We start from the raw sequence: 12,787 nt of genomic DNA, 5'->3' as shown, positions 1-12,787 counted from the left end.
CTCCTCACCTCAGTCATCCTACGGCCGCCCAACGGACGGGAGCCCGGATGCGTTCGGCGTAGAGTTGGCCCACGTGTCTCGAGCCAAGCTGAACGCGGTCCAGGCCGGTGGCCTGTCCGAGCTGCTGCGCGTCACCCCGGTCGCGAACAGGCTCGGTCAGCTGTTCGCCGACGCCGGGCACGAGATCTACCTGGTCGGCGGCAGCGTGCGGGACGCCTTGCTGAACCGGTTGGGCTCTGACCTGGACTTCACCACCTCCGCCCGGCCGGACGAGGTCGAGGCGCTGCTGCGCTCCTTCTCGCCGTCGGTCTGGACCATCGGCAAGGAGTTCGGCACCATCGGCTGCCAGGTGGTGGACGGGCCTGACCCTGGCGCGGGCTCCGCCGGACAGGCCGTGAGCTGGCTGGTCGAGGTGACCACCTTCCGCTCCGATGCGTACGCCGCGGACAGCCGCAAGCCGGCCGTAGCCTTCGGCGACACCCTCGAGGACGACCTGGTCCGCCGCGACTTCACCGTGAACGCGATGGCGGTCTCGCTGCCCGACCTCCGCTTCTGCGACCCGTTCGGCGGCCTGGACGACCTGGCGGCGAAGGTGTTGCGGACGCCGGGCACGCCGGAGACCTCGTTCAGCGACGACCCGCTGCGGATGATGCGCGCCGCGCGGTTCGCCGCCCAGCTGGGCTTCACCCCCGCGCCCGAGGTGACGGCGGCGATGACGGCGATGGCCGGCCGGATCGACATCATCTCGGCCGAGCGGGTGCGTGAGGAGCTGAGCAAGACCCTGCTCGCCGATCGGCCGCGCCCCGGCCTCGACCTGCTGGTCAACACCGGCCTGGCCGCGCGGGTGCTGCCCGAGCTGCCGGCCCTGCGGCTGGAGCGCGACGAGCACCACCGGCACAAGGACGTCTACGACCACAGCCTGATCGTGCTCGAGCAGGCGATCGAGCTGGAGCACCGGCTGACCCCGGCTGAGGCGACCGAGCCGGCTGGACCCGACCTGGTGCTGCGGCTCGCCGCGCTGCTGCACGACATCGGCAAGCCGGCGACCCGCAAGTTCGAGGCGGGCGGCAAGGTGTCCTTCCACCACCACGACGTGGTCGGCGCCAAGCTGGCCCGCAAGCGGATGACCGCGCTGCGCTTCTCCAGCGACCAGATCGCGGCGGTGACCGAGCTGATCACGCTGCACCTGCGGTTCCACGGCTACGGACCGGGCGAGGAGGCCACCACAGACGGGGAACACGGGGTCTGGACCGACTCCGCCGTCCGCCGCTACGTGCGCGACGCCGGCGACCAGCTGGAACGGCTGCACATCCTGACCCGCGCCGACTGCACGACGCGGAACCGGGCCAAGGCCGCCCGGCTGTGGGCGGCGTACGACGACCTCGAGGCCCGGATCGCCGAGCTGGCCGCCTCCGAAGAGCTCGCCTCGCTGCGCCCCGACCTGGACGGCCGCCAGATCATGGACCTGCTGCAGATCCCGCCCGGGCCGCTCGTGGGCCAGGCCTACCGCTATCTGCTCGAGCTGCGGATCGACGAGGGCCCGCTCGGTCCCGACCGTGCCGAGGCCGCCCTGCGTTCCTGGTGGGCCGAGCAGCAGGCCTGAGCCCTGAGACTCAGCGCAACCCCTTCGGGGCCCTCGACGAGCTCGGGACGCGTAAGGACAGCCACGCGCCCTGAGGCTGTCGAAGGCCCCGAAGGGGTTGCGCTGGCTCGGGACGCGGAAGGCCAGCCACCCGCCCTGAGCCTGTCAAAGGCCCCGAAGGGGTTGCGCTGGCTCGGGACGCGTAAGGCCAGCCACGCGCCCTGAGCCTGTCGAAGGCCCCGAAGGGGTTGCGCTGGCTCGGGACGCGGAAGGCCAGCCACGCGCCCTGAGCCTGTCGAAGGCCCCGAAGGGGTTGCGCTGGCTCGGGACGCGTTCGTTCAGGGGGCGGTGACGGCGCGCTCGGCGCGGAGCGACTCGGTGCCCTCGTCCAGGCTCAGTCCGCGGCTGACCAGGGCGAAGACCACCGCGGTCAGCAGGTAGCAGCCGGCCAGCAGCACGAGGATCAGCACGGACTTGCCGTCCGTCGGCAGGATCACGGCACCGATCACCGCGGCGGCGACCAGGGCGACGTTGAAGACCATGTCGTAGAGGACGAAGACCCGGCCCTTGACCTCATCGGCCACGTGCGCCTGGACGAGGGTGTCGACGCAGATCTTGATGTTCTGCGCGGTCACGCCGAGCAGGAAGGCCGCGACCAGCAGCGGGCCCTTGGCGTAGATCGCCCCGGGCAGCAGCTGGAACACCGCCGAGGCCACCAGGCACAGGACCATCCAGCGGCGGACGCCGATCCGGGCGGTCATCGGTGGGGTGACGACGGCGGCGACCACGAAGCCGGCGCCGGTGACCACCACCAGCAGGCTGAGGTCGGCCAGGGCCGCGTCGACCTGGTCGAGGGTGTGGAAGTAGTTGCGGTAGACCAGGATCGTCGCCACGGTGACGATCCCGTACACGATCCGGTGCGCGCCGATGGTGAGCAGCCCCAGCCCGGCCTCGCGGCGCTGGCGCAGGTGCGCGACGGCCTCGGTCAGACCGACCAGCACGTCCCGGGCCCGCGTCGGACCCTGCTCGCCCGCCGTGCCGACGTCCGGCCCGAGGGCGGTCCGGCCGATCCGCAGCGCCAGGCTCGCACTGAGCACGAAGCCGGCGGCGGCGACCGCGAACAGCACGGCGTTGGCCGTGTAGTCGGGCATCGACTGGCCCAGCAACAGCCTGAGTCCGGTGCCGACCCCGACGCCGATCACCGCGCCGGCCGGGCCGATCGTGGGCACCACGGAGTTGGCGACCATGTACTCGCCCTCGTCGATGGTGTGCGGCAGCGAGGCCGACAGGGCCGCGAGCAGGAACCGGTTGAGACTCATCGCGAGCAGCACACCGCCGTAGAAGAGGGTCTCGATACCCGGCGTCCGCAGCCCGGTGGCCACCACGGCGGCCAGGCCGAGGGCCAGCAGCGCCCGGCTGAAGTCCACCACCACCAGCACCTGCCGACGCGGGACCCGATCGAGCACCACGCCGACGAACGGTCCCAGCACCGAGAACGGCAGCAGCGTGATGGCCAGCACCACGGCGATGGAGCGGGCGTCGGGTTGGCGTTCGGGGGAGAACAGCACGTACGAGGCGAGCGCGATCTGCAGCAGCCCGTCGCAGGACTGGGTCGCCACCCGGACCGCGAGCAACCGACGGAACAGCTGGTGCCGCCAGAGCCGACGGAGGCTGCGGAGGAGCTCCATCAGCCCTTGGGGTACTTCTTGAGGTAGTCATCCATCGTGTCGTCCTTGAGCGCCTTGGCCAGCTCGGCCATCTGGGCGGTGTCCACGACGTCGATGCTCTGGCCGCCGGGGGCGGTCCCGAAGCCGGACAGCGGGGCCTGCAGCAGCTCGATGTTCTTGCTCGTGAGCCGCAACGACACCGCGGTGCTGCGGATGTCGGCGTCGGAGAGGCTGTTGTCGACGGTGACGTGCTTGGCCAGGTTGCCGATGAACGTCGTGAAGCGGGCCGGGTCGGCGATCACGTCGGCGCTCAGGCCCTTGGCCACGATCGCCTTGATGACGTTGCGCTGGTTCTCGGCCCGGTCGAGGTCGCCCTCGGGGAACGCGTGCCGCTCCCGGACGAACCAGAGGGCCTTCTTGCCGGCGATGGTGATCTTGCCCTTGGGATAGTCGAAGCCGTGCGAGCTGAACGCGGTCTTGTTGGTGACGCTGATCCCACCGAGGTCGTCGGTCAGCCCGATGAAGCCCTCGAAGTCCACCAGCACGACGTGGTCCATCCGGACGTCGGTGAGCTCTTCCAGGGTGCGGACGGTCAGGGCCGGCCCGCCGAAGGAGTAGGCGGCGTTGATCTTGTCCTTGCCGCGGCCGGGGATGTCGACGTACATGTCGCGGGGGAACGAGACGATGTAGGCCTTGTTCCGCGCCTTGTTGAGGTGGACGACCATGATGCTGTCGCTGCGACCGTTGCCGTCGTTGTCGGGGTCGCGGCTGTCAGAGCCCAGCAGGACGTAGTTGAGCGTGCCCGTCTCCTGCGGCTGGGCGCTCGGCCGCGCCGACTCGCCGCTGCCGGTGGGGTTGTCGCCGGGCAGGTCGATCCCGCGGGTGATGTTGTCGGTGAGCCGGCGGTCGATCGTGTACGCGTACACGCCGGCGGCTCCGACGGCCACCACGAGCAGGGCGGCCACCGCGATCAGGACCCGTGGCCAGCGGCGGCGGGCACGACGACGAGGCCCGGCCGGGCTGGCCCCGGACGGGTCGGAGGAGCTGGCGTCGGGCGCCGGGGTGTCGGTCATGGGTCCTCTGCTGGAGAAGCACGCGCAGTCTATGCGGCGGCGCGCGGTCGGTGCCGTGGTTCAGCGCCCCTGGATATCAACCCCCAGAACGACCGAGCAGCTCTCTTAGAGCCCGGTCAGCCTCGCTCGGGGTCGAAACCAGGGTCGCGCGCGTCACACCTCGAGCCGCCGGGGCTACCGTGGGCGCGTGAGCCGTGCCGAGGAAGCTGCCCGCCGCGCCGAGCTGGCCGCGGCCCAGGAGCGGGGCGAGTCCCAGCGGGCCCAGCTGCTGATCGAGGAGTTCGTGGCCGACGCCCGCGCCCGGGGGCTGCCGACCGAACCGCTGCGGGCCACCCTCTACACCGGCCAGTCAGTCAAGACCGACAAGGTCGGCTGGTACCTGCGCAAGAACCACAGCCTGGCCATCGGTGACGACGGCTCGTACTACGTGCTGACGGTCCCGGGCGGGCTGCGCGAGCGCTTCACCGGGGTCAAGCTGACGCCCAGCCCGCCACCACTGGTCGTGGGCAAGGGCGGCCGCGACGGCGAGTCCGGCTCACTCAGCGACTTCCTGGCCTGGCGGCTGGCCGCCGAATGACCACGGACGCACCACCGTTGACCGACAAGCCTTTGGCCTAGACAGGACCAGGATGCCCGGACCGACCATCAACCTGACCAGCGTGCTGGTCGACGACCAGGCCAAGGCGTTGGCCTTCTACACCGACGTGCTCGGCTTCGAGGCCAAGAACGACGTCCCGATGGGGGAGTACCGCTGGCTGACCGTGGTCAGCCCGGCCGACCCGGACGGCGTCGAGCTGGTGCTCGAGCCGGACGCTCATCCCGCCGCCCAGGTCTTCAAGCAGGCCCTGGTGGCGGACGGTGTCCCGTTCACCTCGTTCGCGGTCGCCGACGTCGAGACGACCTACGAGGAGCTCACGGCCCGAGGGGTGGTCTTCGTGCAGCCGCCTACCGCGATGGGCCCGGTCCGCACAGTGGTGCTCGACGACACCTGCGGCAACCTGATCCAGCTCACGTCGTTCACCTGAGCCTGAACGAGCCTCAGATGTCCTCGTCGGTGCTCGCGGTCTGCTTCACCTTGACGAACTTCATGTACTCATCGACGACCTCTTCGGGCTCGCCACGCATCATCAGCTGGCCCTGGTTGAGCCAGAGGACGTCGTTGCACATCTCCTTGATGTTGCCGAGGCCGTGGCTGACCAGGAACATGGCCCGGGCGCTCTGCCGCAGCTCCGCCATCTTGGCGTTGGCCTTCTCGCGGAACTTCGCGTCACCGGTCGACAGCGCCTCGTCGATCATCAAGATGTCGGGCTTCATGTGCACCGCAACGGAGAAGCCGACTCGAGCCGACATGCCCGAGGAGTAGGTCCGCATCGGCATGTCGATGAAGTCGCCCAGCTCAGTCCACTCGGCGACGTCGTCGGCCCGCTCCTCCACCTCACGCCGGGACAGGCCCGAGGCGAGGCCGCCGAGGATGATGTTCTCGCGGCCGGACAGGTCCTTGTTGAACCCGACGCCCAGCGCGAGCAGGGTGCTGGCCTTGCCCCAGACCTCGACCGAGCCGCTGGTCGGCGGAAGGATACCCGCCAGCGCCCGCATCAGGGTGGACTTGCCGGCGCCGTTGGAGCCGATGATGCCGAGTGCGGTCCCGGTACGGATCTCGAAGCTGACGTGCTTGAGCGCGTGGACCTCGCGGACGGCCCGCTGACCGCGACCGAACCGGACCAGCGCCTGCTTCAGCGTCGGCTTGCGCTCGAAGGTGGTCCGGTAGGTGATCGAGAGGTCCTCGACCTTGACCGCGAGCGGGCTGACCTCGGTGGCGGACGTGGTCTCAGGTGAGACGGACAGCGAACTCACGCTCCCTCGAGATGAAGAACAAGAAGCCGATGGCGGCCGAGGCCAGCGCCCAGACCGCAGCCGTGACCCACATGTAGAGCGGCGGGACGTTCAGTTCCTGCACCGACTCGGCGTAGCCGCCGAGCATCGAGTACAGCGGGTTGAACTGGATGAGGCTCAGGATCGGCTTCGAGAAGTTGGTGATGCTGTCGGGCAGCCAGAGCACGGGCGACAGGTACATCCAGATCCGGACGAAGTAGGGCAAGAAGCTGGACGTGTCGCGGAAGTACACCTGGAGGGTGGCGAAGAAGGCCGCCAGGCCCATCGAGAAGACGATCAGGCAGCCCAGGAAGTAGACCGACAACAGCATCGTCCAGCCCCACTGCCGCGGCATCAGGATGAGGTGGAAGACGAAGTAGAGCGGGATCGTCGGCAGAAAGCTGAAGAACGCCGTCCGCACCGCCGAGAGTGGGATCAGCAGCCGCGGGAACGCTGTGTTGATCAGCAGCTTTCCCGACGTCGTCACCGACCGCGAGCCGCTGTTGATCGAGGTCGACACCAGGTGGAAGGCGAAGAGCGTCAGCAGCAGGTGGGTGAAGAACGACGGGTCGTGCCGGTTGCGGATGATGGTGACCAGCAGGTAGTACACCGCGGCCAGCAGCAGCGGGTTCAAGATCAGCCACGCCTGGCCGAAGAAGGTGGACGTGTTGGCGCTGCGCATCGTCGAGCGGCTGAGCTCAGTGGCGAACTCCCGGCGGGCCCACAGCTCACGAAAGTACTTCACCAACGGCGGCAGCCCGGCCCGGTGGGGACCGTAGTGGTGGTAGATCGGCTCGAAGTCCGACTCGCTCTCACGGAGGGCCGTCATCGCAGCACCGGGTTCATGGGCGTTCCTGCTCGGGTTGGAAGTCGCGTCGGGCGCGTGCTCGGCGGTCGGAAGGACTCAGCGGGTCGGTCGGGTCGTTAGTCTGCCACGCTCGGTCCCCTGGTCCGTTGTACGCGTGACCTCGGTGCGCGCGGCCGGACGCGGACCGGCGCGACCCAGCCGCCGGGTGAGCAACAGCAGTACGAGCACCCCGAGCGCCGCCAGCCCGAACGCGATCCCCAGCAGCGGGATCAGCACCCGGTCCTCGCCCTCCAGCCGGGCCTGGCCAGGGTCGGCGGGCAGGTAGCGGACCGCCACGGTGTCACCCACCCGTAGCCGCTGCCGGTACCGGCCGTGCGCGGCGGTGTAGGTGTAGGTGTGCCCGGCCACGGTGTAGCGGACGGTCGGGGCGAGCGGCATGGACCGTACGGTCGGGCTCGGCTCCCGGGTCGAACCGGCCGCGGCCCGCGGCACCAGCGCGACCACGGTGCCGGAGGTGGTGGCGGCACCGCGGACGAAAGCGGCGTTCCGGGCGGAGAAGTTGGCGAACAGCAGGCCCATGGCCAACAGGTAGACGGCGATCAGCAGCCCGAGCACCCGCGGGAAGCGCAGCCACGTCATCCCCGGATCCTAGTGCGCCGAGCCCGGTCCGGGCCCTAAGTCCCGACCTGCGCCGGGCTTAGGTCATGGCCTTCCCGAGGGCTTTCGGGCACGTTGTGCGGTTTCCCGCAGGCGAAAGTCCCGACTGTCCTGAAGGGCGTTGTCACGACCGGGTCCGGCTGGCGATGGTTGAGCCACTCGGGGTTCGACATCGCTGGATCTGCTGGAGATCTGGCCTCACGACCCGAGGTTGCTCATGAAGAAGATCGCCCTGCTGGCCGCGGCCGGCACCACCATCGCCCTCTTCGCCGGAGCTGGCACTGGCACCCAGGTGGCAACCGCAGCCCCGAACGCGGCGTGCGCGGCCCTGGACGACGCGGTCTACGAGGCCGTCGGCTCGGACGGGGCCAGCCTGTTCTCCCCGTGGGCCGACGAGGTGACCAAGGCCACCAAGCAGGGCTTCACCGCCAAGGGCACCGCCTTCCGGGCCTCGACCACCGCCGCTCCGGGCCTGGTCGGGGTGCACCGCCTCTACGCCAAGGCCAACCGGGACTTCCTCTACACCACCAGCACGAGCGAGGTGACCTCGGCGACGAAGAAGCACGGCTACGTCGACCAGGGCGTCCGCTTCTACGTCGCGTCCGCGGGCTCTTCCTGCACCAAGGCGGTGCCCCGGCTGGTCAAGGGCGGCCTGCACCGGCTCGCGCCGACCGCCGCCGAGGCCAGCGCTTTGACCGCGGCGGGCTGGACGCCCGAGAAGACCAACTTCAACGTGGCCTCGACCGCCACCACGACCCCCACCAAGCCGACCCCGGCCCCGCCCGGCCCGACCCCGCCGGCCCCGACCAAGCCGAACCAGTCGAGCGTCTTCACGTTCGCGGTGATCCCCGACACCCAGATGGAGGTGCTGCAGTCCAACGACACCCGGCTGGCGGCCCGCAACCGCTGGCTGAACAGCCAGGGGGTGGCGTTCGCGGCCCAGACCGGTGACCTCGTCAACTGGGACACCGACGCCCACGAGCAGTACCAGCGGGCCAAGGCTGGGATGGACGTCCTCACCGCGAACCAGATCCCCTACACGGTTGCGGTGGGCAACCACGACACGATGGCCACCGGCGTCGGCGGCAGCGCCCGGGGCGGCAAGACCTGGGAGCAGGTCCGCGACACCCGGACGCTGAACCACTACTTCACCGCCACCGACTTCGGCGACGTGTCCGGAGCGTTCGAGCCGGGCAAGATCGACAACGTCTACGCCACCTACGAGGCGGGCGGCGAGAAGTGGATGGTGCTGACCCTGGAGTTCTGCCCCCGCAAGGCCGCGGTCGCCTGGGCAGCCAAGGTCGTGGCCGCCCACCCCGACACGAACGTGATCATCTCCACCCACTACTACCTGTCCAGCAAGGCCACGATCGCCAAGGACAGCCAGGGCTACGGGGACACCTCACCGCAGTACATCTACGACCACCTGGTCAGCCAGTACCCGAACATCAAGATGGTCTTCTCCGGCCACGTCGGCTACGCCAAGAAGTCCCGGGTCGACACCGGGGTGCACGGCAACAAGATCCACTCGTTCCTGACCACCTTCCACGAGGGCCAGACCAACCCGGTCCGGATGCTGACCGTCGACACCGCCAAGGACACCGTCTCCTCCACCATCTACGCCCCCTTCAGCGGCCGGAGCTGGCACGAGTACGACGAGAAGATCACCGACATGGACTTCGACTGAGACATCACCTCGGGAACACAGTGCGAAAGGAGGACGTCTCGCGCGAGCGGCAGGCCGGTGGCCTGCCGCTTCGCGCGTCCCCGCTCGATCTGGGGGGTGACATAAGGTCGGGCCATGACTTCGGCCGCCGTACCGGCTCCGGACGTGGGGGACGAGATCTCCGTCCCCGCTCCGGTGCTGACGCGGATCGCGCGGCTGCTGGCCCCGTACCAGGCCAAGATGGTGCTGGTCGCGGTCGCGGTGGTCACCTCGGCCGTGCTGAGCTCGGTGGCGCCGTTCCTGACGAGGGCTGTCTTCGACGACGCGCTCTTCCCGGTCGCCGGCGGTCAGGCCGACCTCGGGCTGCTCGGCTGGCTGGTGGCCGGGCTGTGCGTGATCCCGCTGGTCACCGCACTGATCGGGATCGGCCAGAACCTGCTCACCGCGACCATCGGCAACTCGGCGATGGCCGACCTGCGCAGCACCCTCTTCGCCCACCTGCAGAAGATGGAGCTGGCCTTCTTCACCGCCACCAAGACCGGGGCGATCCAGTCACGGCTGGCCAACGACGTGAGCGGCGTCCGGACCGTGCTGACCGACACCGCGACCACGATCCTGCAGAACTCGGTGACGGTGATCTCGGCGTTTGTGGCGATGATCTTCCTCTCCTGGAAGCTGACCATCATCACCTTGGTGCTGATGCCGATCTTCGTGGCCGTCCAGGTCCGGGTGGGCCGGCGTCGGCAACGGCTCGCCCGCCGCACCCAGGAGTCGCTGTCGGAGATGGCGGCGATCACCGAGGAGGCGCTCTCGGTCTCGGGCATCCTGCTGGCCAAGGTCTTCCACCGAGCCGACTCCGAGGTCGCGCGCTACCGCGAGGAAAACCGGCGCCAGACCAAGCTGCAGGTCGAGCAGGCCATGACCGGGCGCACCTTCTTCGCGTTGGTGCAGACGTTCTTCGCCATCACCCCCGCGCTGATCTATCTCTTCGCGGGGCTGATGATCACCGGTCGGCTCGGCGGCGGCAGCGGGCTGACGGCCGGCACGCTGGTCGCGTTCACCACCCTGCAGGCGCGACTGCAGATGCCGCTGATCCAGCTGATGCGGGTGACGCTGGACGTCCAGACCTCGCTGGCCTTGTTCCGCCGGATCTTCGAGTACCTCGACCTGGTGCCGGCCATCCAGGAGAAGCCGGGCGCCACCGCGCTGGCGACGGGCACCTCGGGCGGCGCCATCGAGTTCCGCGACGTCTGGTTCCGCTATCCCGAACCGCGCGCGCTCAGCGGCGGGCGTACCGACGCACCCCGCTTCGCCCCGGTGGCCGAAGCCGGGCCGCCTCGGTCAGAGCGATCCGAGCCGGAGGAGGAACGGACACCGGGCGACGGCTGGACGCTGCGTCGACTCAGCCTGAGCGTGCAGCCGGGCCAGCTGGCCGCGATCGTCGGCCCGTCCGGCTCGGGCAAGACGACGATGACCTACCTGGTGCCGCGGTTCTACGACGTCACCGAGGGTGCGGTGCTGATCGACGGCGTCGACGTCCGCGAGGCCACGCTGGGTTCGCTCGCGGAGACGGTCGGCATGGTCACCCAGGAGCCGTACCTGTTCCACGGCACCATCTACGACAACATCGCCTACGCCCGCCCCGCGGCGACCGCCGCCGAGATCCACCAGGCCGCCCGTGACGCCAACATCCACGAGCGGATCCAGGGCTTCGAGGCCGGCTACGCCACGGTGACCGGTGAGCGCGGGTACCGGTTGTCCGGCGGGGAAAAGCAGCGGCTCGCCATCGCCCGGGTGTTCCTGATGAACCCGCGGGTGCTGATCCTCGACGAGGCGACCTCAGCCCTGGACACCGAGACCGAACGCCTCGTCCAGGACGCGCTCGAGCGCGCCACCCACGGTCGGACCACGATCGCGATCGCCCACCGGCTCTCGACCATCCAGAACGCCGACGTCATCTTCGGCCTCGAGGACGGCGAGCTGGTCGAGCAGGGCACGCACGCCGAGCTGCTGGCGGCCGGTGGCCTCTACCGCCGGCTCTACACCGAGCAGTTCGGCGACGGGGCCGTCGAGGCCCGGTTCGCTGACGGCGTCCGCTACAGCGACGGCAAGACCGTCTGCGCGGCCCGAGACCTCGTTCGCGCGGACGTCTCGGTCTGAGCCGTCGAAGGCTGGAGGAACGCGCCCCTCGACAGGCTCGGGACGCGTGAGCGAGCGCTGCTGAGCGCTGAGGACTAGGCGGGGGTGAGGACGTCGTCCCACTTGCCGCGGGTGTACGCGGCGGGGTACGGGGCGTCGCGCCAGGTCAGCCCCAGCTCGGCGGCGGCGCGGAGCGGCCAGGCCGGTTCCCGCAGGGCCGCCCGGGCCAGCAGCACCACGTCGGCCTGGCCGGTGGCGAGCACGTCCTCGGCCTGCTGCGGGCTCGAGATCAGCCCGACGGCGCCGGTGGGGATAGCCGCTTCAGCGCGGATGGCCGCAGCGAAGGGCACCTGGTAGCCGGGCCCGACGGGGATGTCGGCGAGCACGTTGCCGCCGGTGGAGGTGTCGACGAGGTCGACGCCGTGGTCCTTGAGCAGGGTCGAGAGGGCGACGGAGTCGGCCAGCGTCCAGCCGCCCTCGGTCCAGTCGGTGGCCGAGAGCCGGACCAGCACCGGCTTGCCCACCGGCCAGACGGCGCGGACGGCGTCGACGATCTCGATCAGCAGCCGGGTCCGGTTCTCGAAGCTGCCGCCGTAGCCGTCGGTGCGCGCGTTGGAGAGCGGGGAGAGGAACTGGTGCACGAGGTAGCCGTGCGCGCCGTGGATCTCGACGACGTCGAAGCCGGCCTCGTCGGCGCGTCGGGCCGCGTCCGCGAACGCCGCCACGACCTCGGCGACGGCGTCGGTGCTCATCGCCTGCGGCTCGGTGAAGCCGGCGAACGCCTCCGTCGACGGGCCGACGGTGGTCCAGCCGCCGGTCTCGGCGGGGACCGAGCCCGTCGCCTCGCCCGGGAAACCGCGGTAGGTGGAGCCCTTGCGGCCGGCGTGCGCCAGCTGGATGCCGATCGCGGCGTCCTGGGTGTGCACGAAGTCGACGATCCGGGTCCACGCGTCGCGCTGGGCGTCGTTCCAGATCCCGGTGTCCTGCGGGCTGATCCGGCCCTCGGAGGTGACGGCGGTCGCCTCGGTGATGATGAGTCCGAACCCGCCCTGGGCGCGGGCGCCGAGGTGCACCAGGTGCCAGTCGGTGGGCACGCCGTCCTCGGCGATGACCGAGTACTGGCACATCGGCGCCAGCCAGACACGGTTGTTGAGGGTCAGGTCGCGCAGGGTCAGAGGTTCGAAGAGCAAAGCCATACCGACCTGAACCGTCCGCACGGGAGGCCGATTCCGAACCGATCGGTGGCGCAGGTCACAGCCACGGCGGCCGGGCGGTCCAGCTGCGTGCTCGCGAGTCAATAAGGCACCGACGTAACGGTTCCTC

At 70.0% G+C, this 12,787-nt stretch carries 11 protein-coding genes; 5 read left to right on the top strand and 6 right to left on the bottom strand.

Translation table 11 applies throughout. From position 1 onward, the window contains the following. Nucleotides 1-64: 64 nt before the first annotated feature. Nucleotides 65-1,603: a CCA tRNA nucleotidyltransferase gene (locus ACFE76_RS08295; RefSeq protein WP_375431274.1), complete on the top strand. Its 1,539-nt coding sequence runs from the start codon at nt 65-67 to the stop codon at nt 1,601-1,603. A gap of 317 nt (nt 1,604-1,920) precedes the next feature. Here ACFE76_RS08295 and ACFE76_RS08290 read toward each other — a convergent pair whose 3' ends face one another. Both ACFE76_RS08290 and ACFE76_RS08285 read right to left on the bottom strand, forming a co-directional pair. Then, the gene (locus ACFE76_RS08290) at nt 1,921-3,270 is read right to left on the bottom strand and encodes an MFS transporter (protein ID WP_375431273.1); all 1,350 of its coding nucleotides are present in this window, start codon (nt 3,268-3,270) and stop codon (nt 1,921-1,923) included. Then, complete coding sequence (locus ACFE76_RS08285; protein ID WP_375431272.1) at nt 3,270-4,322, bottom strand: LCP family protein; 1,053 nt, start codon at nt 4,320-4,322, stop codon at nt 3,270-3,272. Before ACFE76_RS08285 ends, ACFE76_RS08290 begins: the two co-directional genes overlap by 1 nt. Before the next feature lie 187 nt (nt 4,323-4,509). Here ACFE76_RS08285 and ACFE76_RS08280 point away from each other — a divergent pair, with 187 nt between their 5' ends. Then, nucleotides 4,510-4,899: a hypothetical protein gene (locus ACFE76_RS08280; protein ID WP_375431271.1), complete on the top strand. Its 390-nt coding sequence runs from the start codon at nt 4,510-4,512 to the stop codon at nt 4,897-4,899. A gap of 52 nt (nt 4,900-4,951) precedes the next feature. Further along, nucleotides 4,952-5,347, top strand: coding sequence for a VOC family protein (locus tag ACFE76_RS08275; protein WP_375431270.1), 396 nt, complete (start codon nt 4,952-4,954; stop codon nt 5,345-5,347). Nucleotides 5,348-5,360: 13 nt separating this feature from the next. Here the strand turns inward: ACFE76_RS08275 and ACFE76_RS08270 are convergent, their stop codons facing one another. From ACFE76_RS08270 to ACFE76_RS08260, 3 genes are all read right to left on the bottom strand, one after another. After that, entirely contained in the window at nt 5,361-6,176 is an 816-nt protein-coding gene (locus ACFE76_RS08270) for an ABC transporter ATP-binding protein (protein ID WP_375431269.1), read from the bottom strand. Beyond that, nucleotides 6,151-7,023, bottom strand: coding sequence for an ABC transporter permease (locus ACFE76_RS08265; protein WP_375431268.1), 873 nt, complete (start codon nt 7,021-7,023; stop codon nt 6,151-6,153). Before ACFE76_RS08265 ends, ACFE76_RS08270 begins: the two co-directional genes overlap by 26 nt. 75 nt (nt 7,024-7,098) lie before the next feature. Continuing rightward, nucleotides 7,099-7,641 (bottom strand): DUF3592 domain-containing protein, encoded by a 543-nt coding sequence (locus tag ACFE76_RS08260; protein ID WP_375431267.1) that lies wholly within the window; start codon nt 7,639-7,641, stop codon nt 7,099-7,101. Between the two features lie 235 nt (nt 7,642-7,876). Here ACFE76_RS08260 and ACFE76_RS08255 point away from each other — a divergent pair, with 235 nt between their 5' ends. Together ACFE76_RS08255 and ACFE76_RS08250 are read left to right on the top strand one after the other, a co-directional pair. Continuing rightward, nucleotides 7,877-9,346, top strand: coding sequence for a metallophosphoesterase (locus ACFE76_RS08255; protein ID WP_375431266.1), 1,470 nt, complete (start codon nt 7,877-7,879; stop codon nt 9,344-9,346). A 114-nt stretch (nt 9,347-9,460) separates the two neighbouring features. After that, nucleotides 9,461-11,485, top strand: a complete 2,025-nt coding sequence (locus tag ACFE76_RS08250; protein ID WP_375431265.1) for an ABC transporter ATP-binding protein — start codon at nt 9,461-9,463, stop codon at nt 11,483-11,485. A 74-nt stretch (nt 11,486-11,559) separates the two neighbouring features. On the opposite strand, the gene ACFE76_RS08245 is transcribed toward ACFE76_RS08250, so the two are convergent. Next, the gene (locus tag ACFE76_RS08245) at nt 11,560-12,660 is read right to left on the bottom strand and encodes an NADH:flavin oxidoreductase/NADH oxidase (protein WP_375431264.1); all 1,101 of its coding nucleotides are present in this window, start codon (nt 12,658-12,660) and stop codon (nt 11,560-11,562) included. Nucleotides 12,661-12,787: the final 127 nt, after the last annotated feature.

Source organism: uncultured Friedmanniella sp. (assembly GCF_964244005.1).
Classification (GTDB): Bacteria; Actinomycetota; Actinomycetes; order Propionibacteriales; family Propionibacteriaceae; genus Microlunatus.
Note: the sequence above shows the minus strand (reverse complement) of the source record. Positions and strands in the feature narration are given on the sequence as shown.